The sequence below is a fragment of the Leifsonia sp. Leaf336 genome, assembly GCF_001423695.1.
In the GTDB taxonomy this organism is placed as follows: Bacteria; Actinomycetota; Actinomycetes; order Actinomycetales; family Microbacteriaceae; genus Leifsonia.
The window spans coordinates 254,839-278,518 of the sequence record NZ_LMOZ01000001.1; the positions used below are offsets into that span (position 1 = coordinate 254,839).

Genomic DNA, 23,680 nt, shown 5'->3' on the forward strand with positions numbered 1-23,680 from the left:
CGCGCCTCACCCCACCGCTACAGTCGCACCATGCGCAGCCTCTACCCCGAGATCGAGCCGTACGACAGCGGGATGCTGGACGTCGGCGACGGCCAGCAGGTGTATTGGGAGACGAGCGGCAACCCCGACGGCAAGCCGGTCGTGTTCCTGCACGGCGGCCCCGGCGGCGGCACCACGCCCTCCCACCGCCGGCTGTTCGACCCGGAGCGGTACCGGATCGTCCTCTTCGACCAGCGCAACTGCGGCAAGAGCCTGCCGCACGCCAGCGATCCCGACGCCGACCTCTCGGCGAACACCACCTGGAACCTCGTCGGCGACATGGAGAAGCTGCGCGAGCACCTCGACGTCGAGCGCTGGCAGGTGTTCGGCGGGTCGTGGGGGAGCGCCCTCGCGCTCGCGTACGCCGAGACGCATCCCGAGCGGGTGTCGGAGCTGATCGTGCGCGGCATCTTCACGCTGCGTCCCGCCGAGCTCGACTGGTTCTACGAGGGCGGCGCCGCGGCATTGTTCCCCGACCTGTGGGAGGGCTTCGTGGAGCCGGTTCCCGCGGAGGAGCGCGGCCACCTCATTCGGGCGTACAGCCGCCTGCTCTCCGACGAGGACCCGGCCGTGCACGGCCCCGCTGCGGTCGCCTGGTCGCGCTGGGAGTCCTCCACGATCACGCTGCTGCCGCGCCCGGAGGTCGTCGAGAGCTTCACCGAAGAGAAGTACGCGGTCGCCTTCGCGCGCATCGAGAACCACTACTTCATGAACGGCGGGTGGTTCGAGGAGGACCAGCTGATCCGCGACGCCCACCGGCTGGAGGACATCCCCGGCGTCATCGTGCAGGGCCGCTACGACGTCTGCACGCCGGCGATGACCGCGTGGGACCTGCACAAGGCGTGGCCGCAGGCCGACCTGCAGATCATCGCCGACGCGGGTCACGCCTACGACGAGCCCGGCATCCTCGACGCCCTCATCGAGGCGACCGACCGCTTCGCCGATCGATGACGAGGGTCCGGTTGCGTCAGCCGGCGAGGGCGGCGAGTGCGCGGCGGAGCTGCGTCGAGCTCGTCGTCATCGTGTACGGGAAGTAGACCACCTCGACGCCGACCGCGGCGAACTCGCGCTCCAGGCGCATGCCCTTCTCGGTGCCGCGCCAGTCGTCGCCCTTGAAGAAGACGTCGAACTGCAGCTTCTGCCACATCTCGAGCTTGTCGGGCACGGTCTCGGCGACCGCTTCGTCGACGTAACCGATGTTGCGCACGATCTCGATGCGCTCCGCGAGCGGGATCACCGGGTCGACGCCTTTGGTGAGGCGGAGCATTTCGTCGGAGACGACACCCGCGATCAGGTAATCGCACTCGTTCTTGGCGTGCTTGAGGATGTTGAGGTGTCCGATGTGGAACAGGTCGAACGCTCCTGCTGCGTAGCCGACGCGTACGGTCACAGGGTGGCCTCCTTCGGGTGAGGTATCCTCACCTATTCTGGCGAATGAGTGAGGATTTGTCACCTATAAATTCGAAGGAGCTTTCGTCAGTCGACCGTGGCGCGCAACGCGGAGGCGATCACCTCCGTCGCCGTGGCGATCTGCGCGAAGGCCGCCTCGTACGCCGCGTCGCCCTCGCCGTACGGATCGAGGACGTCGCCCTCCGCGTAGCCGCGCCGGGTGGCGCGGTCGCGGCTGACGACGCCGGACGAAGGGCGGTGCGCCGCCGCCCAGGCGACGAGCTCCGCGGGCGAGAGCTCGGAGGCGCTGGCGCGGGTGACGGCGTCCGCGAACTCGGTCAGTGTGAACGCGCGCCGCACGGTCGACGGGGCGTGGTCGACGACCCACTCACGATGCTCGCGGGTCGCTGTGAGGATCAGGCCGGCGTCGGCGAGGAGAGACCGCGTGGCCTGGCGGGCGACGAAACCCCGCACATCCGCGGCGTCCACGCCGTGAGCCTCGAGGAGGCCGTCCATCGGCGGGTTGACCGGCCAGCCCGTCATCGCGTGGGTACCGGCCGACGACACCGTGAACCGCGGCCCGTCGCCACCGGCGGCCGTCGCGAGCTCGTGTGCCAGCAGGAGGTCCATGGCCGGGGAGCGGCAGATGTTCCCCGTGCAGATCGTCACGATGGCGAAAGGAGTCGATGCCCGCATGCTGCCATTCTCGCGGACGACGGCTACCACCCGAATTGGGGGGAAAGAACCACCTAGCTGAGATTGCATAGCGGACGTAAAATTAACTGACCTGTGTGCGCTCTCAGCCACGGTCTGATAGGTTTTCCAACAAATCTCACGCGCAGAAGGCCTGGTCTCACCTTCATGCTTTCCTGATCGCGACGAGCATTGGAAGACGCTTCATGGCAGCTGCCAGACACCGCCTTACAGGCACCCCCGCCCCCAAGAAAACACGAAACACCCCTACCCCCCGCACCCGCAAGACCGTGATCACCGCGGTCGCGGGAACCGCAATCGCGGCACTCGCCGCGGTCGGCCTCCCGGCTCTCACCGCCAACGCGGCGACCACCTACACGGTGGCCTCGCAACTGGTCTCCGACGACTTCTCCCGCACCGCCGCAGGCGGCTGGGGCTCCGCCCCTGTCGGCGGCGCCTACAAGGTCAACAGCGCGGCGTCGTTCTCGACCGCAGGCGGCGTCGGCACGATGGCCCTCCCGAAGTCCGGCTCCTCGCTGACCGCGAACCTCTCGACGGTCTCGGCCGCCGATGTGACGACGGCCGCGACGATCGACGTCCCGACCATCCCCGCCAGCGGCAACGGCGTCTACGCCGGAGTGCAGCTGCGCTCGGCGGGAGGCTCGTACTACCAGGCCAACATCCGCGTGGCCAAGGCCGGCGCCGTGACGCTCACCATCGTGCGCGTCAACGGTTCCACCGCCAAGCAGACCACTGTCGGCAAGGAGATCCGCGTCGCGACCGGTCTGAAGGCCGGCTCCGCCGTGCAGCTTCAGTTCCAGGCCACGGGTTCGAACCCGGTGCACCTCCAGGCTCGCGCCTGGGTCGCCGGCACCACCCAGCCCGGCTGGCAGCTCACCGCCGATGACACGGCCTCCGTCCGGCTGGGCGGCGCAGGCAGCGTCGCGGCCTGGTCGTACCTGTCCGGTGCGACCGCCGTGCAGCGCGTCGCGTTCGACAGCCTCACCGCCTCGAGCCTGAAGGCCTCCACGGGCAATCCGACCACCACCCCCACTCCGACGTCGACCCCGTCCGCGCCGCCGACCACGACGCCGACGCCGACTCCGACGCCGACCTCCACGCCGACGCAGACCCCGACGCCGCCGACCACGACGCCGCCGACCACTCCGACGGGCCCGACGTCGCCCGGCGACCCGACGGTCAACACCGCCGGCACGCGTTTCGCGACCGGCGCCGCGGCCATCGGCAGCACCTCCTACGCGGTGCCGTCCGGCGCGGTCGTGGTCTCCCCGTCCGGCTCGGACAGCGCGGCGGGCACCCTCGCGGCCCCGTTCGCGACCGTGCAGAAGGCGCTCAACGCGGCTCCGAACGGCGCGACCATCGTGCTGCGCGGCGGCACGTACCACGAGTCCCTGACGGTGCCCGGCGGCAAGAAGCTCACGGTGCAGTCGTACCCGAAGGAGGCCGTCTACCTCGACGGCAGCTCCGTCGTCGGCGGCTGGGCCAAGAGCGGCTCCGTGTGGAGGGCCACCGGCTGGAACCACGTCTTCGACTCGAGCCCGACGTTCACGCGCGGTGCTCCTGACGGCACGGCCTCCGGCTGGCAGTTCGTCAACCCGAGCTACCCGATGGCCTCCCACCCCGACCAGCTCTGGGTGAACGGCACCGCCATGAAGCAGGTCGCCAGCGCGTCCCAGGTCACCGCGGGAACGTTCTTCTACGACACCGGCGCCAAGGCCCTCGTGCTCGGCACCGACCCGTCCGGCAAGGATGTGCGCGCCAGCGACCTCCAGAAGGCGATCACCGTCGGCTCGGCCGGCTTCACGCTGAAGGGCGTCGGCGTCCGCCGCTACGCGCCTTCGGTGCCCGACATGGGCGCGGTGACCGACTACCAGGGCACCGGCACGTTCGAGAACGTCTCGTTCACGGACAACGCCACGACCGGCATCGCGCTGGGCGGCTCCGGCCACACGCTGCGCAACGTCACGGTGGCCCGCAACGGCCTCCTCGGTGTGCAGACGAACAACTCGGACAACCTGACCCTCGACGGGGTGCTCGCGTCCGGCAACGACGCGGAGCACTTCAACACCTCGCCGGTCTCCGGCGGCGTGAAGATCACCCGCTCGCGTAACATCACGGTCGAGAACAGCGCGTTCGTCGACAACCTGTCGCACGGTCTGTGGTTCGACGAGTCGGTCTACAACATGACCGTCGTCCACAACGACTCGCTGCGCAACGCCGGCAACGGCATCGTCATCGAGATCTCCGCCAAGGCGAGCATCGTCGACAACGTGTCGTCGAACAACGCCAAGGACGGGCTGAAGCTCGACGACATCGGCGGCGGCGTGCAGGTCTGGAACAACACGTTCACCGACAACACCAACCGCAACCTGGAGATCACCCAGGACGCGCGGCGCGGGAACAACAAGAGCGACGCCGGGCACGACCCGCGTCAGGCGTTCCCCGACCCGACGATGACGTGGATCACCGGTCCGGACACGATCCGCAACAACATCATCTCGGGAGGCTCGGGCAACTGCCTGCTGTGCGTCGAGGACTACTCGCACACGTACTCCGCCGCTCAGATGGGCATCGACGCGGACTACAACCTGTACCGCCGCCCGTCGGCCAGCGCCCCGAGCTGGTTCGCGGTGTGGTCGACGGGTGCGGGCAACCCCGCGATCTACAGCACGCTGTCGGCGTTCACCTCCGCGACCGGCAAGGGCGGCCACAACACGCTCGTCGAGAACGCGGCGGCGCAGTCGGCCGCGCCGTCCACCTCCACGGGCACGGCGGCGGGTCTGACCTCGGCCATCGCGGCGCTGGTGGGCAAGGCCGCCGGCACCGCCCACATGGGCGCGTGGTGATCCCCACCGCCTGACCCGCTCTTCGAGCACGCGACGCCGCCGGGCCTTCCACCCGGCGGCGTCGCTCTGTCGTGCGCGGAGGACGGCGTGTGCCTCGTACTGGAGTGCCTCGTACTGGGGTGCCTCGTACTGGAGGCAGAGCCGCGGACACGTTCCTGGATAGGTTTCATCGCATTCGACCTCTCCAAGGAGCGACAGATGACGATCAGGCACCGTGCTCGTGGGCTTGCGGCCCCACGCGTGCCTGCCGTTCCACCCGACTGTCGCCGATCGGCTCGGGGAGGAGCGGGATGACCCAGCTCGGCTGAGCAGCCTCCGCTCCGGGTGAATCGGCGGGTTGGTTTCCCGTCCCGGTTCCGCCCCCCTGTCACATCGCCGGCCCGATCCGCGCGTCTCGCGCTGATACGGTCCCCGGACTCCGCGCTGAAGGGCCGGTCTCACCTTCCAGCTCCATCGATCGCGACGAGCAGCATTGGAATCATTTCGATGACACACGGCACTACCCGCGTCTCTCGGACCCAACCGAAACCCCTCCCCTTCCGAAAAGTCCTCGCATCGCGCAAAGCGATCGTCACCTGCGTCGCCGGTGCGGCGCTCGCCGCGCTCGCCGCCGGCAGCCTGCCGGCCCTCGCCTCCTCGACCGCCACGACGACCTACACGACCGGCCCGCAGCTGGTGTCGGACGCGTTCTCGCGCACGACCACCGGAGGCTGGGGCGCGGCACCGGTGGGAGGCGCGTACTCGGTCAACAGCGCGTCGTCGTTCTCGACCGGCAACGGTGCGGGCACGATGAAGCTCCCCGCCCCCGGCACCTCGCTGACCGCGTCGCTCTCGTCGGTCTCGGCGGCCGATGTGACCGCGGCCGCGACGATCGACGTCCCGGCGATCCCCACCAGCGGCAACGGCGTCTTCGCCGGCGTCGAGCTGCGGGCGGCGGGAGGCTCGTACTACCGGGCCGACATCCGCGTCGGCATGGGCGGGATCGTGACGCTCACCATCGTGCGCGTCAACGGCTCGACCGCGAACCAGACGACCGTCGCGGCCGAGCGCGGCATCGCAAGCGGACTGAAGGCCGGCTCGACGGTCCAGCTGCAGTTCCAGGCCACCGGTTCGAATCCGGTGCACCTCCAGGCCCGCGCCTGGGTCGCCGGCGCCGCGCAGCCCGGCTGGCAGCTCACCGCCGACGACTCGGCCTCCACCCGGCTGAGCAGTCCGGGCGCGGTCGCCGCGTGGTCGTACCTCTCGGCGGCATCGGCCGTGCAGGCCGTCCAGTTCGACTCGCTCACGGCCTCCGCGCTGAAGGCCATTACGTCGACTCCTGTGCCGACCGCCTCGGCCACGGCGACCGCGACGGCGACGGCGACGCCGAAACCGACGCCGACCACGACGGCGACACCGAAACCGTCGCCGACGCCGACCGTCACGCCGACCCCGACCGTCACGCCGACCCCGACCGTCACGCCGGCGCCCGCTCCGACCTCGGCGCCCGCTGTCACTGCGTCTCCCACCCCGACGCCGAGCGGCCTCCCGACCCCGCCGCCGACCATCACGGCGTCTCCCGGACCGATCGTCGTGCGGCCGCCCGTGACGACGCCTCCGGGCGCCCCCGCACCCGGTCCGGCGCCGTCGGCCGATCCCTCGATCGACACCGCAGGCGCGCGCTTCACGACCGGCGCCGCCGCGATCGGAAGCACCGCCTACGACGTCCCCTCCGGGGCGATCGTGGTCTCGCCGACCGGTTCGGACTCCGCGGCAGGCAGCGCGACGGCGCCCTTCGCCACCGTGCAGAAGGCCATCAACGCCGCTGCGAGCGGCGCGACGATCGTGCTCCGCCAGGGCAGCTACCACGAGTCGCTCACGATCCCGTCCGGCAAGAAGCTGACCATCCAGTCCTACCCGGACGAGGCCGTCTACCTCGACGGCAGCTCGGTCGTGTCCAACTGGGTTCCGTCCGGCTCGGTGTGGAAGGCGACCGGCTGGAACCACGTGTTCGACGCGAGTCCCACCTTCACCCGCGGGGCGCCCGACGGCACCAGCTCAGGCTGGCAGTGGATCAACCCGGCCTATCCGATGGCCTCCCACCCCGACCAGCTCTGGGTCGGCGGCACGGCCATGAGCCAGGTGGCGAGTGCGGCCCAGGTCACAGCAGGGACGTTCTTCTACGACACCGCGGCGCAGACCCTGGTGCTCGGCACGAACCCCTCGGGCAAGGAGGTGCGCGCGAGCGATCTGCAGAAGGCGATCACCGTCGCCGGGGCAGGCTTCGCCCTGAAGGGCGTGGGAGTGCGGCGGTACGCCCCCTCGGTGCCCGACATGGGCGCCGTGACGGACTACGCCGGCACCGGCACGTTCGAGAACGTGTCCTTCACCGACAACGCCACGACCGGCATCGCGCTGGGCGGCTCCGGTCACACCCTCCACGGCGTGACGGTCGCCCGAAACGGCCTCCTCGGTGTGCAGACGAACAACTCCGACAACCTCACGCTCGACGGGGTGCTGGCCTTCGCGAACAACGCGGAGCACTTCAACACCTCGCCGGTCTCCGGCGGCGTGAAGATCACCCGCTCCCGCGGGATCACGGTCGAGAACAGCGCGTTCGTGAGCAACCTGTCGCACGGCCTCTGGTTCGACGAGTCGGTCTACGGGATGACGATCGCGCACAACGACTCGCTCCGCAACGCCGGCAACGGCATCGTCATCGAGATCTCGTCGACCGCGACCATCGCGGACAACGTGGTGTCGCGCAACGCCTCCGACGGGCTCAAGCTCAACGACGTCAGCAACGCGCAGGTCTGGAACAACACCCTCACCGACAACACCAATCGCAACCTGGACATCACCCAGGACGCGCGGCGCGGGAACAACGCGTCCGACGCCGGGCACGACCCGCGCCAGGCGTTCCCCGACCCGACGATGACGTGGATCACCGGTCCAGACACCATCCGCAACAACATCATCTCGGGAGGCTCGGGCAACTGCCTGATCTGCGTCGAGGACTACAACCACGTCTACTCGGCCGCGCAACTGGGGATCGACGCCGACTACAACCTGTACCGGCGGCCGTCGGCCAGCGCTCCGACCTGGTTCGGGGTCTGGTCGCGCGGCGTGGGCGACCCTGCGGTCTACAACACCCTCGCGGCGTTCACCGCGGCGACGGGCAGGGACGCTCACAGCACTCTCGTCGAGAGCGCGCCCGCGCAGACCACGGCGCAGCTGAACTCCGCGGCGCCCGGCGCCGCGGCTGCGCTGCCGGCCTCCATCGCCTCGGTCGTCGGCCGCACGACCGGCACGGTGCATCTCGGGGCCTGGTGACCCCGGGCCGGCGACCGGACACGAGCGCATCCGCGCTCACCCCACCTCGGCGCCGTCGGGCTTCTCGGCCCGGCGGCGTCCGAGGTCGCGGGTCACCCACCAGAGGTTCGGGATGACCTGGCAGAGCAGGACGCTGATGGCCGATCCCACGATCGGGCCGCCCGCGCCGATGACGCCGATCAGCCACCACGACAGCCCCAGGTTGAGCGGGACGCTGACGAGGATGGGCCAGACCTGGAAGGTCAGGCCTCGCTTGTCGGTCATGTACATGCCGGCCGGGTACTTGGCGGCCTGGAGGGCGACGAACACGACGAAACCGCCGACCAGCCACGGGTCGAGCGTGAACCTCCCGCCGGCGATGAAGTGCGTCAGCAGCGGCGAGAGCGCGGCGAGCACGAGCCCGATGCCCAGGCCGCCCGCCAGGAACCAGAGCGTCGGCTTCATCGGCGACTCGATCCGCGCCTCCGACCGCGCCTTCGCGTAGATCGGCCACAGCGCCACGCCCGCGGCCGCGATCGTCTGCAGCACCAGCCCGAACAGCTGGGAGGCCAGGTTGTACTGAGCGAGCTCGTCGCCGTGCGTGAGGTGGCTCAGCAGTAGCCGGTCGGTCTGCATCGCGATCGGGAGGGCGACCATCTGCACCAGCATCGGCCAGGCGACCCCGATCGCAGGGACGCCCGGGTAGCGCCGCGGGAACGGCACCTCCCGGATCGCCTTGCCGACCGCCGGCTTGATGAGGCGCGCGGCCATGATCAGGCAGATCAGGGAGGCCAGGGCGTTCGCGATGTAGGAGAGCACGGCCAGGAAGCTGCCCGCGGGAGCCGACACCGCCACGAGGGTGGCGAGGCCCAGGAACATGGCGGGAGCGACCACCGCCTGGCTGGCCACCTGGGTGCTGGTGCGGCCGAGGCCGACCAGGATGCGCGAGCCCACGGTGAGCGGCAGGACGATCGCGAACGTGAAGAGGCAGAGGAAGGCGGCGAGGCTGCCGCCGTCGGGCATCAGCCCTCCACCGAGGATCGCCGGCCACCAGCCGAGCACGCTGATGACGACGCCTACGGCGATGATGACGGCGGCTGACAGCAGCAGGATGCGGAAGGCCGTCACGATCGTGCGGCGCACGGTCCGGTCGGAGGCCGGGGACGACGAGCCGGCGACGGCGTTGATGACGACGGCGGCGATGCCGAGGTCTGCGAACGGCAGCAGTGCGGGGAGGGCAGCCAGCAGACCGTACTGGGCGTAGGCATCCGTGCCGAAGTGCTGGATGATGAGGCGGCTGTTGACGATGCCGATGATGCCGGACAGGCCCATCACGATGATCTTGGCGATGGCCGTCGAACCGACCGAGCGCACCATGCCGCCGCGTCCGGTGCCGCCGCGTCCGGGGCCGCCGCGTCCGGTGGCGCCGCGTCCAGTGCCGCCGGCGCCGGGTCCGTTCGGGTCGGACCCGGCGCCGGCGCGCCGTCCCCGCTCCGATGGCACGCGGACGTGCGTCATGGGCGAGCCCCGGGCTCGCGGAAGAGCGCGCGGCCGGCCGCGATACGGCCGTCCACCCCGGGGAGGTCGGCGAGGATGTCGTCGGAGGTGCGCGGGTTCACGAGCGCGTCGACGACGCCGTCGGCGAGCCCGGCGGACAGCACCTGGGCGGGCAGCACGACGTGCCCAGCGTCGATCAGCCATTCGGCGATCCCGGTCTCGCTCGTCGTGACGATCTCGCAGCCGTGCGCGAGTCCCTCGACGATGGGGAGGCCGACCTGCTCCCGCCAGGTGCCGACCCGGCGCGAGGGCAGCACGAGCACATGCGCCCTGCGCAGTTCGTCGTGCACCACCGAGCGGGGAGGATCGACGATCAGCCGGATGCTCGGGTCGGCGGCGGCCGCCGCCTCGGCCTGCGGGAGCAGCTCGCCTGAACCGACGAGCGTGAGCCGGGCACCGGGGTGCCGCGACTGGATGGCCGGCCACGCCTCGAGCACGTCGGCGAAGCCCTTGCGCGGTGAGAACGAGCCGAGGAACAGCACGCCGTCCGGGTCGCGCTCGACGGGGGATCCGGCGCCGGCGGTGTCGTCCGTGCCGGCCGCGCCTGCCGTCTCGACGTCCGCCTCCGGGTCGAGGCACGCGCACGGGCTGGGCAGGGCCTCCACGGTGAGCTGGCGGCGGGGGATGTGCCGGAACGTCGAGCTGTACAGCGCGTCGGCCTCCGTGGTGCCGTAGACGACGGTGTCCAGCCGGTGCCAGATGTAGCCGGCGAGCACGCGCTCGATCGAGCGACGGACCCGGCTGCGCACCCGGGGCGGTCGCGCCGCGAAGGGGTCGAGGTCTTCGATGGCGTAGGTGGCGATCTCGGCGCGCGGGGCGCCGCCGAGGCGCTTCATGCCGAGCACCGCGAGCACGGCGGCGGTGCGCGGAAGCGAGGCGAGGTACAGCGGCTCGTCGACCTCCACCCGGGTGATGCGGCTGCGCATCGCGAGCCGCGCGGCGGCCAGCGTTCCGGCCTGGGCGAGCTCGACGCCGTCGGTGAGAGCGGGGTCGAAGTCGTAGCGCTGGACTCGGTAGACGATGGCGGCGGGGGCGAGTTCGTGGGCGCGTTCGAGGTGGGCGCTGCGCACCTGCTCGTAGAGTCGCACGTGCTGGTGGTGCAGGATGGGTGCTTCGCCGGCCACGGTCCTCGCTCCACCTCTCGAAGGGTCGCCGCGCGGGGTCGGGCGCGGCCTCTGGTCTGCGATTCTAGGGATTCGCGACACGAATAACGAGGGATTCTCAAAAATCACCCGACAATGGGGGTAGCGCTAGGGTGGTCGCACGATGAGCGGACGCGAACGCATCGTGGTGCAGCAATCGTTCCCTGCGCCACGACCGACGACCAACCCGTACATCGTCATGCTCCTCGACAGTCTGCGCTCGACGCCGGGGCTCGAGGTGAGGACCTTCAGCTGGAGGTCGGCGCTGCTCGGCCGGTACGACGTCTTCCACGCGCACTGGCCCGAGATCCTGGTCGCCGGGCACAGCCCGCTCAAGGCGCTGGTGCGGCAGGGGCTCACCGCGCTTCTGTTGATCCGGCTGGCGATCACGCGCACCCCGATCGTGCGGACGATGCACAACCTCCACCTGCCGCAGGGCATCTCGCGGAGGGAGCGCGCCCTGCTGCGCTGGTTCGACCGGCGCACCGCCCTACGTATCGGGCTCAACCCGACGACGCCGTTCCCGGCGGGGTCGGCGCACGAGACGATCCTGCACGGCGACTACCGCGTGTGGTTCGCCGACTACCCGCACCCCGATCGCGAGCAGGGACGCGTGGGCTACTTCGGGCTGATCCGCCGCTACAAAGGGGTGGAGGAGCTGCTGGAGGTGTTCGCCGGCCTCCCGGGCGGCGGCCTGCGCCTGACCGTCGGCGGCCGGCCCTCCACCGAGGAGCTGGCCGAATCCGTGCGCGCGCTGGCCGCGCGCGACCCCCGCATCGCTGTGCGACTCGCCTACCTGGAGGACGCCGACATCGCCGACCTCGTCGGCCGATCGCAGCTGATCGTGCTGCCGTATCGCGACATGCACAACTCGGGCGGCGTGCTCGCCGCGCTCTCACTCGATCGGCCGGTGCTGGTCCCGGGCAACGCGACCACCGAGGCGCTGGCCCGGGAGGTCGGCGAGCAGTGGGTGCTGCGCTACGACGAGCTGACGCCGCAGGTGCTGGCTGCCGCGATCGCGCGGGCCGGGGAGATCCCGGCCGACGGCCGCCCCGACCTCAGCGCGCGCAGCTGGGCCGACGCGGGGCGCCGGCACCGGGATGCGTACGTTCGGGCGATCGGAGTCTTGCGCAACGGCCGATAGTTACATGCGAAGTATAAATTTCACAGCGAGAATGTTTTACGCTACGTTTGTCTGCTGTGCTTCCCGCTCCTTCTCGCCTCGCGTCCATCTCTCTTTGTCTGACAGCGTTGGCGGTGACGCTCACGATGGTCGTCCTCCCGGCCACGGCGGCGTCCGCGCTTACCGCGACCTCCAACGACGGGCAGGGTTCTGCACCGTGCCCCGCTCGACAGGACGTCACCTCCTGCGACGCTGACGGCGACACGATCCCGGACACCGTCGAACGCATCGTGTCCGGCACGGCGACGGGCGCAACAGGTCGGGAGGACAGCGACGGCGACGGCATCCCCGACTGGACCGAGGTGATGACCTGCGGCACGATTCGCTGCGCGTCGCCCACGACCGACACCGCCGGCGACGGCATCCCGGACTATGCGCGCATCCTGACGTGCGGATCGACGACGTGCTACACGGATAATTCCGACACTAACGCCAACGGCGTTCCGCGATGGGCGAGCGTCGTCATCTGCGGGACTACGGCGTGCGCCACCGGCCACGAAGACTACGACGCGGATGGCGTGTCCGACGCCGTCCAACTGGCAGCGTGCGTGAAGCCACGCGCCGATCTCGCAGCCACTGGCCAGCAGCTGGCAATCGGCCTCCTCGTCGCACTGAGCATCGGCCTGGTCGCAGCAGGCACGGTTCTGGCGCGCAAGCGCAGCCTGTTCCAGGCGGCGCTCCAGTCGGGCGCGGCCGCCTGATGCGGGGCTGGATCGCGCGCCGCCGACGGGTGGCGCAGGGTGTCGTCGCGTCTGCGGCGATCGTCGGCCTGTCGCTGACGGGCACGGTGACTCCGGCGGAGGCGTCGCCGGCGCAGAAGGCGCGCCGGATCGCCGCGGCGACGCTCGCAGAGGTGCGGGCAGCGGCATCCGCTCAGGATGCGCGGGTGCGCACCGAGACCGAGTCGCCCCGCCCGAACGCCGAAGGAAGAATCCAGCCCGGGAAGTCTTCCTCGGTCTCGTCGGAGGAGCTCGGCGCCGCTGCCACCTTCTCCGGCAACGACGTGATGTCGGAACTCCGCGTCACGGTTGGCGCAGCCGCTTCGACGGCTCTCCGTGCGGCCCGCAGCGAGGTGTCGGGGCGCGGGACCGTCGTGTCCGACCCGGTGGAGATCACCGCGACCGATGGCGACGGGAAGGCAGTCACGAAGTTCCCGGCGAAAGCTGTCAATACGCGAGGCGGTGGGGACGAAGGCCCGATCGTCTCGGATGTCGTCCCGGGCGTGACGCTGGCGCTCGAGCCCGACATGGCGCTCGTCGAGGCCAACGGGTTGGATCCTGCGACCCTCCGGGTGTTCACGCGTGAAAGCGCCGGCGAGCAGTGGACCGCGCTCCCGTCGTACTTCGACGCACGAGCCGGCGTCGTACGAGCGGAATCGTCGCATCTGTCGCAGTTCGTGGTCATCGGCATCCCGTTCCCGGTTCCGCCGGGTCCGGTCGTCGTGCTCGATCCGGACAACGACGAAGGGCGCGTCTCGACGCCGGCGCCGCCGGTGACCGAACTCGGATACAATCTCGACCTGGCGACGCGGCTGCAGACTCTGCTTCAGAACGACTGTCGGGCCGACGTCGTCATCACCCGCGACGCTTCGAACCCGATGGTCTCCCGCGAACTGCGCGCCGGGATTGCGGCAGCTCGCAACCCCGATCTGACTCTCGGAATAGGTTTCAACACGAACCAGGGCACAGCATGGGGCGACCCGACCAACGGCGGCTCCCAGGTCTACTCCCGAGGAAGTGCCCTCGACAATGCCGTGTCCGGGTCGCTGGTAGGCGTCCTGCCGTCGTACACGGGGCGACCGGCCAGGAACATGGGGAACAACGGCAACTTCCCGGGTGACGAGTTCGCCGGCCTCCCGAACGCATTCACGCACCTCGAAGCGTTGTTCATGGACCACAACTACGACCGGCCGGTCATCGACGGCGGCATGGCCCACATCGCCGACGGCGTGCTGACGGGTCTCGGCCTCTACCTGGAATCCCAGGGTTTCGACTGCTCCGATCCGGTGACGGGCGGCTGGCCGAGCCCGCCCACCCAGGCCGAGCTTCAGCGCTGGCGGGATCTGGGCCACCAGAACTACCTGACCTACGGCGGTGACCCCGTCTCGTTCTCGACAGGCAACCTGGTGGAGGACGAGAAGCTGTTCGCCCTCCCGGGCCGCGGTGGCCAGTCCACCGACCTCACCCTGACGTACAACTCGCAGGACGGGCGGCTCTCCCGGGTCGGCGCCGGCTGGTCCTTCGGACTCGGTTCGCGGGCGCAGCGGTTCAGCGACGGGAGCGTGCTGGTCGTCCGCGGCGATGGGGCGAGCTACGTGTTCGCGTCCGACGGCCACGGAGGCTATATCGGCGAGGCGGGGCTTCATCAGGCGCTCGCCGAGTCGGGCGGCGGCAACCTGACTCTCACGGCCGCCTCCGGCGAGTCGTGGATGTTCGCAGCAGGGGACATCGAGGGTATCGGTGAACTCATCGAACACCGGGACGCCTTCGGCAACGCCAGCACGCTCGGCTATGGGCCGGCCGACCCGGACGTGAACCAGTTCGTCCCGCTCACGTCGATCACCGACTCCTCCGGGCAGACCGTCGACGTATCCTCGGATGCGCTCGGGCGTGTCACCGGGTTCACCCGTCCCGGCGGGGACCGCTGGACGCTCGCCTACGACGACGCCGGAAACCTGACCACGATCACGCTGCCGGACGGCCGCACGAAGTCGTTCACCTACGACGGTGAACACCGGCTGCTCACTGCCACGGACCCGACCGGAGCGGTGTACCTGACGAACGAATACGACAGCGCGGGACGCGTCGCCAAGCAATGGGATGTGGAGGGCAGCCAACGCACCTTCGACTACTCGACAGCCGGTCAGACGACCTACACCGACAACCTGGGCCGGGAGAGTGTGTTCGCTTTCGACGACCGCAACCGGATCACGAAGGTGACTCATCCGGACGGCACGACCGCATCGTTCGCCTTCGACGACCAGAGCAACGTCACGTCGGCGACCGACGAGAACGGCGAGACGACGCGGTACGAGTACGACGCCGCCGGCAACCTCGTAACAGAGGAGGCGCCGGGCGGCCAGATCACCCGGTACACGTATACCGCTGCCGGTGATGTCGCCACCAAGACGGATCAGGGCGGGGCGAAGGGGGCCGAGCGCACCTGGTCGTACGACTACGACGTGGCGGGCCATCTCGTGGCAATCCACCAGCCCGATGGCACGACGATCGCGCAGCGGTACGACGACGCCGGGAACCTCGTCGCCTCGGAGCAGCCCTCGGGCGCGACGACGACGTACGCGTACGACGCGGTGGGCAACCTGACCTCCCGCACCGATCCGCTCGGGGGTGTGACGATCTTCGCGTACGACGCGGCCGGACGGATGGTCTCGCAGACCGACCCGAACGGTCGCACCACCTCCTACGTGTGGGATGCCGGCGACCGCCTCGTGACGGTGACCGATCCGGCGGGAGGTGAGACCTCCTACGGGTGGGAGCCGAACGACCACGTCTCGTCGATCACCGACCCGACCGGGGCTGTGTCGAACTTCTCGTGGGACGCGATGTTCCACCTCACCAGCAGCACAGGCCCCATGGGCGGTGTCACGGTGTACTCGTATACGGCTGAGGACGCACTTGCGTCTATGACGGATCCTCTCGGCAACAGCACCGCGTACCGGACCGACGATCGCGACCGTATGGTCGCCACCACCGACCCGAACGGCGGCGTGTGGAGGTCGACCTACGATGCCGTCGGCAACCTCCGCAGCACGACGTCACCCTCCGGCGCCAAGACCACCTATCGATATGACAGTCGGGGCAACCTCGTGAAGGAGACCGATGCGACCGGAGCGTCGACCAAGTACACGTACGACTCGGTGAACCGTCTGGTCGCACGCACCGACCCCGACGGCGTGGTGACGAAGTACGGTTACGACCTCCTCGATCGGATCACCCGCGTCACCGACGGTCTCGGAAAGCGGACCACACTCGGGTACGACGTCGACGGCAACCTCACCTCGATGACAGACCGCGCAGGTGCCGTGACCGCGTATCAGTACGATGCGGCGGGCCGAGTGATCGCTGTGATGACCCCGCTCGGTGAGCGGACCAGCTACGGGTACGACCCGGCTGGGCAGGTGACCAGTGTGACCGACCCGCTCGGCCGCGCGACCACCTACGAGTACACGTCGCTCGGCCACGTGTCGGCGGTGACGGACGCGGCCGGGGCCGCGACCTACTTCACGCATGACGGCAATGGGCGCCCATTGACGGTGACCGACGCGAACGGCCACACGACCGCCTACACGTATGACACGGGCGGCGCGCAGACGACGTCGACGGATCCCACGGGCGGTGTGACGCGGTACGGCTGGGATCTGGCCGGCAACCAGACGTCGTTGACCGACCCTGAAGGCCACCTCACCCGGTACGGGTACGACCCCGCTGGGCAGCTGACCAGTGTCGCCGAGAACGTCACGAAGACGGGCAAAGCGACAGCCGATGCGAACACGACCTCCGCGTACGCCTACGACGTGGACGGCAACCTCGCGTCGGTCAGCGACCCAAACGGGCACACCACCCGGTATACCGTCAACGCCGTCGGCCGGACGACCGCGGAGGTCAACGCGGTCGGGAACACGACACACACCGAGTACACAGCGGCAGGCCGTGTCGCTGCCGTCGTCAACGGCGTCGGCGCGACGACCCGGTACAGCTACGACAAGCGTGGTGACCTCGTGCGTCAGAATCAGGCGGGAGCTGTCGCCCGCTACGAGTATGACGCCGAGCAAAGGCTGATCGCGATGACGGATCCGACCGGTGTCTCGGGCTGGATCTACGACGAGAACGGCCGGGCGACGACACAGATCGACCAGCGTGGCGGCCGTCTCGTGGCCGAGTTCGACGCGGCGGGTCAGCGGAATTCGCTCACGCTCCCGACCGGCGAGCAGCTCGGCTATACGTACGACAAGGGCGGCCGTATGACGTCGCAGAGCTCGCCCTGGGGCGATCTGGGTTACCGGTGGGATGCGGCGGGGAACCTGACCGGGCTGTCCCGGTCGACGGGGGTGACGACGTCATATTCGTATGATGCGGCCAACCGGGTTACCGGGATCGTTCATCGGACTCCGGAGCCGACTCAGCCTGCGGTGGCGTCGCCGACCCCGACGCCGGTGCCGTTCGGGGCCGCGGATGTCGCGCAGGCGTGCACGACGGTGGCCGGGTACCTCACCGCGCGAACGGCTCCCTCCGCGGGTGAGAGCGACGTGTGTAAGCACGCGAACACGTACCTGAAGGATCGTGCGCTTCCGGTGCCGGCGAACCCGGTCGCGGACGGTGGGTCACTGGCGTTCTCATACGCGTACGACGCGGACGGCAACGTGACGAAGGCGACCAGGACGATCAGCGGTGGTGAGGGTTCGAAGCCGGGCGCTCGTGATGGCTCGGTCGGTTACACCTATGACGGGTTGGACCGGTTGGTGACCTCCACGACGTCGGCCGGCGAGAAGAACGCATACGTGTACGACCCGGCCGGTAACCGTACCGGCTGGACGCGGTCGGGTGCGAAGGACGGGAACTTCTCGCAGGCGGCGTCGTTCTCGGATGCGAATCAGCTGCTGCGTTCGGAGACGACAGGGTCCGGCCGTGGAGTCGGCGGAGGGGTCGCGAACTACTCGTACGACGGCGCGGGGATGCGGACCTCGCAGTCCGTGGAAGGCGTTGGTACGTCCTACGAATACGACCCGACCGGTCGCACAGCGCAGGTCTCCCGCGAGGGTCGCTCAACGTCGTACACCTACGACGGACTTGGCAGGCAGGCGTCGGTGACGGATCAGACCCGCTTCGGGACGCAGACGACGGCGGCGACGTTCGACGGACCTGCTGTGGTGCAGCAATCGGACGAGTTGCACGGTTCGACGAATCTGCTTCGGGATGCGGCGGGGAACTTGTCTGCGCATGTGGCAGCGTCGGGTGAGGCGACCTGGGATCTGCTGGACGGTCTCGGTTCCGCCGTCGCGGGTGCCGCTGGTGCTTCGATCACGCAGTTGGGTTGGTATGAGGACTGGGGTGATCTGAACCCGGAGACGGACGGGTGGAGCTCCCCTGCCGGGTTCACCGGGCAGCAGCAGGATCTCACGCAGGGGATGGTCCACAACCAGGCGCGTAGCTACGACACTGGGACGGGGTCGTGGACCGCGGCGGACTCGTGGGCGGGTCTGCTTGTGCAGCCACGGAGCCTGGCCCGGTACGGCTACGTGTGGAACAACCCGGCCACCTACCTGGACCCCGACGGACACGTCTGTGCCAAGCGCGGCCCCGGCGACGCACTCCCGCTGGGCTGCGGCGCCCCGCCTCACCATGCGTACGAAGACGTCAATATGCCGCCCCCGGCGCCGCCGTACGTCCCGACGAAACCGGCGAAACCGAAACCGACCGGGCCGACTTCGCAGGACCAGAGCTCGGGACGGCACGACTGCCCTGCCGGACAGGGCATCCACGCGAGTGCCTTCATCAGTGTCCAGTGTTCAAGCAATGCCGCCCTGGCGAACGAGGCTCAGATGATGGACCGGCTTTTCGATTTCCTTGGCTTCATCGGTGCGGTCGCGGGTATCGGATCACTCCTCTTTCCATGGCTGGCGCCCATTGCCATCGTCGCAAGCTTGGCCAGCACGATCTACAACTGCATAAAGGGAGGAGACAGGATGGCCAGCTGCATTATCGGGATAATCACGACGGTGGTACCTGGTGGAGGTCAGATCATTGGCAAAGTCATCCGGAAGGATGCGGAGGATTGGATTGCTGATGCAATCGTCCAAGCGTCGAAGGCTCTTGGCTTATCAGGAGATGCCTTCGGCGTCGCGCGAGGCTGGAATAACTGATGGCGCAAGAGAGCTGGGAACGGCGCGAGGTTCTCTCCGGGCCCACCGCGAAGCAATGGGCGCGCGCAGGCATCTGGAGCATTGGGGTAAGCGGGTTCGGGGCGGTCGGCGGTGTAGCTTGCGCGTTGACCATCGTGGCTCGGACACAAGCGCTGGATCCGGTTACCCTAGCCTTCGTTGCAATGACAGTTGGCGGCGTCGGCGTCGGGTGGTTCTGCAGCTGGATGTCGGACCGCAAGGAGCGCGTAGAACTTGCCGCCGGCTACACCACCTGTGCACAGGGCAACAATGAGGTCGTGCGGTTGCACTCGCGCACGGGCGTGGTGATGCGGGAGGCCGGTCAGCCGAATCTCACGAAACCGCAATGGGAGGCGGCGATGACGCGTGTCCGTGCGTACGAAGCCTCCGTTGGAAGCGTGAAGCCGCGGAAGAACACAGGAGAGCAGTCGTGATTTCTGCTGAGACAGCGGTGTCTGACGACCCGTGGGAGGCATCGATGCGCGATTCGCGCCCGCGGTGGTGGCGTGAGTGGCCGATTCTGGCTGGGGTGGTTCCTGCTTCCATCGTCGTGGCCGCCGTCACGACGATCCGGGTGCCGGAATGGTCGTTCTGGCCGCTTTCCATGGCTTCTGCGGGGATACTCGCGGCGTTGTTCGGCGGTCTGGTCGTCTACCGGGCATTCATCGGTTCACGCTTTGTGCGCGTCCAAGCGCTCCGGCCGGATGCCTTCGTGTTCGAAGCGACCCGCTGTCCTCAGGCGGACGCGGTGGTTCGCGGGTTGAGCGCGTCCCGAGGTCGCCCGGCCTACTGGTCGGTGATCGCCGTCGATGCGACCGGGTTGTACTGGTATCTGGGCGATCCCGAACTCTCGGACTGCGTGTTCTTCGCAGCGAGCGACATCGTGGACCTGGAGCCGACATCCGCCGTGGTGCGCGATGGCTACGGGGGCAGACGCGTTCCGGCGATCCTCGTCGAACTCGGCGGAGATGAGAACTGGAGCGTGCCGATCGTGCCTCGTTCGGTGCGGTGGAATGCGCCGTTCCGCTACGCCGCATCGACTCAGGACCGAGACTCGCTGCTGATTCGGCTTCGGCGTCAGTTAGGCGTTTGAGGGCCAGGAGCATTGCACTCGATGGGTTCACCGTTGGATGACGGCTTCTGATAGAGCTGTCGTTCACGCCACGGCGTCGATCTGGCCGCTCCGGACTCGTCGGTGGTTCTGGTAGGAGGAACTTGGATACTGAACGACTCGTGATGTTCCTTGCGGGTCTGGGCGTGATTTTCTCGGGAGTTCTCATCGTGGTGTTTCGGGACGCGGTCGCACGGCGCAACCGTCGAAACATTGAAGACCGATTCGGCCAAACACATCCAGGCTTCGCGGCCAAGTCGACGCCGCTGAAGATGGCTGTAGTCGGGGCACTCTTGATCCCGATTGGGCTTTCAATCATTGCGAAATCGTTTGGGGCCTAGATGTCGCTGCTGGTCACGTGTCAACAACCGGACGCTTCATCAGGGCCCGCACAATTGAAGGCTTCGTCGTGATCATCGAAGGGAGCAGACAGCGGGAAGCGACGTCGCTCTCCGTTGCCGCAGCGGTCCTTGTCGGGTCGGTGATCCTGCACGCGATCGTCGGGGTCACCTCGACTGTTCTTACCCCGTGGGAGACCCTTCTCCATGACTCGCCGGTCAATCGCGGCCTGACGACCATGGGATTCGTCCTCGGCGCGGGCTTTGGTGCGGGTCTTTTCATTGCCGTACCGATCGCCGCTGCGACGGATGTCAGAGCCCGCCGGCGACGTTCGATCACGTTCGCCGTTCTCAATTTGGCAGTTGCCCTCGCAGCGTTGTTCTTTGGATATTGGGTGGCGGTCATTTCAGCGACGCTGGCTGTACTTGCCATCGTCCTGCTTGCTCGTAAGTCGTCCCGGTCGGCGCTCACGGTTGTGGACCACCGTGGGCGCGGACAATCCCTGACCGTTGGCTACCTGTTGTGGGCGATTGGAGGGTTATGGGGCCTTCACAACTTCTATCTGAAACGGAGCTGGGCGAGCGTTCTGTATATCGGGCTGTTGATCTTTGGGACGGGAACGTGGGGCGGTCTGATGAGCTACCTGTGTGTGGGTCTTCTCGGGGGGATGCTACTGATCGATCTGTTTCTGATGCCGACACGAGTTCGGCGATTGGTCCAGGACGCTCCGTTCATTCGGTAGCGCCCTTTCCACCACTCAGGGAGTGCATGCATCCTGTTCGGCCGGGGCAGCCGACGGCCGCGTACTCCTGCACCACGCCGCCCACCGCGGCCACGACAACTCCGGGAGCAGGCTGGGAATGGCGGGGTCAACGTTCGGTACCGGGTCGCCCCGCGGTTCGAGGTACACACCCGGAGCGAGCGGACAGCCCCTGGGAAGCACGTCGCGCCGGGAGAGAGGATCGAAAGTGCTCGAGGGGCGAGTATGCGCCCTTATCCCGTGGTTTTCGGGGCTTTTTCGTGCCCCTCGGTGGAGGAGAGCGCGGCCGGGCCCGCCGGCCGCGCGTACTCCTGCACCAGGCCGCCCACCGCGGCCACGATCATGCCGACGCCGCGGTAGGCGGCCCGAGAGCCCCGCGCCTGGTGCACCTCCGACCGCGTCACGACCCCGAGCCCGCAGCGGAGCACGCCGCCGACGACGCGCACGGCGCCGCCGATCGCCGACGCCACCCGCGCCGCGACGGCGCGCGCCGGGCTGCCCGCGAGCCGGATGCGCACCACGGCCGCCGAGTTGCCGTGGCTCAGCGCTCGCCGCAGCACCCACCGCCGGGTGATCCGGGAGGCCGGCACGAGGTCGGTCACCACCGACTCCGCGCACCAGACCAGCCGGTAGCCGCGCGCCGCGAGCTGACTCGTGAAGAAGGTGTCCTCGCCGCCGCTCAGGCCGAGGTCGAGCGCGAATCGGAGACCGCTCTCGCGCACCTGGTCGACGTCCAGCAGCACGTTGTTCGAGGCCGACACCGTGAGCGCCGTGCCGGTCGGCCAAGTGCGGCGCACGAAGAACCGCCCGGCCAGGATCCACGACGAGGGCGGCACCTCGTACTCGGGGTCGACCCAGCCCTGGACGAGAGCGGCGCCGGCGTCGCGCTGCACCCGGACCAGCTCGCGCAGCCAGCCCGGCCGCGGTCGCTCGTCGTCGTCGATGAATGCGAGCAGCCGCGAGCGGGCGGCCTCGTCGAGCGCGCGGTTGCGCGCGGCCGCGATGCCGGGCTGCGGCTCGTGCGCGTAGCGGAGCGTGATGGGAGCGCCGTCGGCGCCGGCCTGCGCGGCGGCGGCCTCCACGACCTCGCGCGCGCTGCCGTGCGGGTCGTTGTCGATCGCCACGACCTCGGTCCGCGTCTCCCCGGTCGCGTCGAGCTCCCGCGCCTGCTCGACGAGCAGGGGGAGCAGCGCCGCCAGCTTCTCCGGACGGCGGAACGTCGGCACGGCGATGGTGACGGGGACGCGCTGCTCGGCCATGGAGGGTCCTCACGGGCTTCGGTGGGTCTCTATGCTCACACAGGTATAGGCTTCACGCCAGCGTGGCGAGCGGGAGGAGTGCCGATGGCGGGGGCCGGCGACGGGGAGGGGCGCGGGCGCTTCGCCGGGCTCGCCGTCGTCGTCGTCGGCTACGGCTCGTCCGGCCTCCTGAGCGCCAACCTGGCACCGCTGACCCGCGCCCTCCCCGGAGCCGTCGCGGTCGTGGTCGACAACCGGACCACCGACGACGAACGCGGCCGGATGCGGGCGCTCGCCGCGGCCGAGGGCTGGGTGCTCGTCGAGCCCGACGACAATCTCGGCTTCGGCCCGGGGATGAACGCCGGCGCGGCCGCGGCGCTGGAGGCCGGCGCCGACGCACTGCTGCTGCTCAACCCGGACGCCACCATCGCACCGGACGAGGTGGCGACGCTGCTCGCCGTCGTGCGCGACGACCCGGAGGCGCTGGTCGCCCCGCGCATCCTGCGCCCCGACGGCAGCGTCTGGTTCGACGGCTCCGACCTCCACCTCGGCGACGGCCGGATCTCGGCGACCCGCAAGCGCGCAGAACTCGGCGTGCGCGACGCCGAGCTCTGGTTGAGCGGCGCGTGCCTGCTGCTGTCGACCGCGCTCTGGGAGCGCGTGGGCGGCTTCGGCGACGGGTACTTCCTCTATTGGGAGGACGTGGAGCTGTCGTACCGGGCACGGAGGGCGGGCGCGCGGGTCCTCGTGGTGCCATCGGCGACGGCGGTGCACGCCGAGGGCGGCACCCAGGGCGCGGGGCACGAGCGCAGCGGCGAGGCGAAGTCGGAGACCTACTACTACTTCAACATCCGCAACCGGCTGGTGTTCGCCGCGCGCAACCTCGACTCCTCGAGTGTGCGGCGGTGGCGCAGGGCGAGCCTCCCGATCGCCTACGAGGTGCTGCTGCAGGGCGGCCGCCGGCAGTTCCTGCGGCCGGTCGTGCCGCTGCGGGCCGCGTTCCGCGGGGTGCGCGACGGCCTGCGCCTCTCGCGGCGAAGGTGAACGCCCCCCTAACGGGGGAGCAACAATTGAGGATTTCTCGTCATAGACTGGTCGGGCAACAGAGACCCGACCCTGATGCACCCGACAGCCTCTCCGACGAGGAACTCGCCCCCGTCCGGGCGGCTGTCC

At 69.2% G+C, this 23,680-nt stretch carries 16 protein-coding genes; 11 read left to right on the forward strand and 5 right to left on the reverse strand.

The features are described from left to right. Nucleotides 1-30 precede the first annotated feature (30 nt). Nucleotides 31-990, forward strand: a complete 960-nt coding sequence (pip, locus tag ASF88_RS01225; protein ID WP_055913149.1) for a prolyl aminopeptidase — start codon at nt 31-33, stop codon at nt 988-990. Nucleotides 991-1,006: 16 nt separating this feature from the next. Here pip and ASF88_RS01230 read toward each other — a convergent pair whose 3' ends face one another. Together ASF88_RS01230 and ASF88_RS01235 are read right to left on the reverse strand one after the other, a co-directional pair. Further along, nucleotides 1,007-1,429, reverse strand: a complete 423-nt coding sequence (locus ASF88_RS01230) for an adenylyltransferase/cytidyltransferase family protein (protein WP_055913152.1) — start codon at nt 1,427-1,429, stop codon at nt 1,007-1,009. An 86-nt stretch (nt 1,430-1,515) separates the two neighbouring features. After that, nucleotides 1,516-2,124 carry an arsenate reductase/protein-tyrosine-phosphatase family protein gene (locus ASF88_RS01235; protein WP_055913155.1) on the reverse strand — a complete coding sequence of 203 codons (609 nt, stop codon included), beginning with the start codon at nt 2,122-2,124 and terminating at the stop codon, nt 1,516-1,518. A gap of 287 nt (nt 2,125-2,411) precedes the next feature. Here ASF88_RS01235 and ASF88_RS01240 point away from each other — a divergent pair, with 287 nt between their 5' ends. Beyond that, the gene (locus tag ASF88_RS01240) at nt 2,412-4,988 is read left to right on the forward strand and encodes a right-handed parallel beta-helix repeat-containing protein (RefSeq protein ID WP_235493222.1); all 2,577 of its coding nucleotides are present in this window, start codon (nt 2,412-2,414) and stop codon (nt 4,986-4,988) included. Between the two features lie 486 nt (nt 4,989-5,474). Beyond that, nucleotides 5,475-8,300 (forward strand): right-handed parallel beta-helix repeat-containing protein, encoded by a 2,826-nt coding sequence (locus ASF88_RS01245; protein WP_055913161.1) that lies wholly within the window; start codon nt 5,475-5,477, stop codon nt 8,298-8,300. A gap of 36 nt (nt 8,301-8,336) precedes the next feature. Here the strand turns inward: ASF88_RS01245 and ASF88_RS01250 are convergent, their stop codons facing one another. Together ASF88_RS01250 and ASF88_RS01255 are read right to left on the reverse strand one after the other, a co-directional pair. Further along, complete coding sequence (locus ASF88_RS01250; RefSeq protein WP_235493224.1) at nt 8,337-9,797, reverse strand: lipopolysaccharide biosynthesis protein; 1,461 nt, start codon at nt 9,795-9,797, stop codon at nt 8,337-8,339. Beyond that, nucleotides 9,794-10,960, reverse strand: a complete 1,167-nt coding sequence (locus ASF88_RS01255; RefSeq protein ID WP_235493225.1) for a glycosyltransferase family 4 protein — start codon at nt 10,958-10,960, stop codon at nt 9,794-9,796. The genes ASF88_RS01250 and ASF88_RS01255 overlap by 4 nt, the downstream gene beginning before the upstream one ends. Nucleotides 10,961-11,102: 142 nt before the next feature. Here ASF88_RS01255 and ASF88_RS01260 point away from each other — a divergent pair, with 142 nt between their 5' ends. From ASF88_RS01260 to ASF88_RS01285, 7 genes are all read left to right on the forward strand, one after another. Next, nucleotides 11,103-12,122 (forward strand): glycosyl transferase, encoded by a 1,020-nt coding sequence (locus ASF88_RS01260; RefSeq protein ID WP_055913163.1) that lies wholly within the window; start codon nt 11,103-11,105, stop codon nt 12,120-12,122. A 113-nt stretch (nt 12,123-12,235) separates the two neighbouring features. Next, nucleotides 12,236-12,862: a hypothetical protein gene (locus ASF88_RS20860; protein WP_235493226.1), complete on the forward strand. Its 627-nt coding sequence runs from the start codon at nt 12,236-12,238 to the stop codon at nt 12,860-12,862. Then, nucleotides 12,862-19,041 carry an RHS repeat-associated core domain-containing protein gene (locus ASF88_RS01270; protein ID WP_082518670.1) on the forward strand — a complete coding sequence of 2,060 codons (6,180 nt, stop codon included), beginning with the start codon at nt 12,862-12,864 and terminating at the stop codon, nt 19,039-19,041. The genes ASF88_RS20860 and ASF88_RS01270 overlap by 1 nt, the downstream gene beginning before the upstream one ends. Then, nucleotides 19,041-19,493, forward strand: coding sequence for a hypothetical protein (locus ASF88_RS01275; RefSeq protein WP_055913169.1), 453 nt, complete (start codon nt 19,041-19,043; stop codon nt 19,491-19,493). The genes ASF88_RS01270 and ASF88_RS01275 overlap by 1 nt, the downstream gene beginning before the upstream one ends. Nucleotides 19,494-19,537: 44 nt before the next feature. Beyond that, entirely contained in the window at nt 19,538-20,152 is a 615-nt protein-coding gene (locus tag ASF88_RS01280; RefSeq protein WP_157498139.1) for a hypothetical protein, read from the forward strand. 122 nt (nt 20,153-20,274) lie between these two features. Beyond that, nucleotides 20,275-20,511 (forward strand): hypothetical protein, encoded by a 237-nt coding sequence (locus ASF88_RS20230; protein ID WP_157498141.1) that lies wholly within the window; start codon nt 20,275-20,277, stop codon nt 20,509-20,511. Nucleotides 20,512-20,579: 68 nt separating this feature from the next. After that, on the forward strand, nt 20,580-21,251 hold the full coding sequence (locus ASF88_RS01285; RefSeq protein ID WP_055913175.1) for a hypothetical protein: 672 nt from the start codon (nt 20,580-20,582) through the stop codon (nt 21,249-21,251). Nucleotides 21,252-21,502: 251 nt separating this feature from the next. On the opposite strand, the gene ASF88_RS01290 is transcribed toward ASF88_RS01285, so the two are convergent. Continuing rightward, nucleotides 21,503-22,528: a glycosyltransferase family 2 protein gene (locus ASF88_RS01290; RefSeq protein ID WP_082518671.1), complete on the reverse strand. Its 1,026-nt coding sequence runs from the start codon at nt 22,526-22,528 to the stop codon at nt 21,503-21,505. An 84-nt stretch (nt 22,529-22,612) separates the two neighbouring features. Here ASF88_RS01290 and ASF88_RS01295 point away from each other — a divergent pair, with 84 nt between their 5' ends. Further along, a complete protein-coding gene (locus tag ASF88_RS01295) occupies nt 22,613-23,551 on the forward strand; it encodes a glycosyltransferase (RefSeq protein ID WP_055913178.1) in 939 nt (312 codons plus the stop codon). The last annotated feature ends 129 nt before the right edge of the window (nt 23,552-23,680 follow it).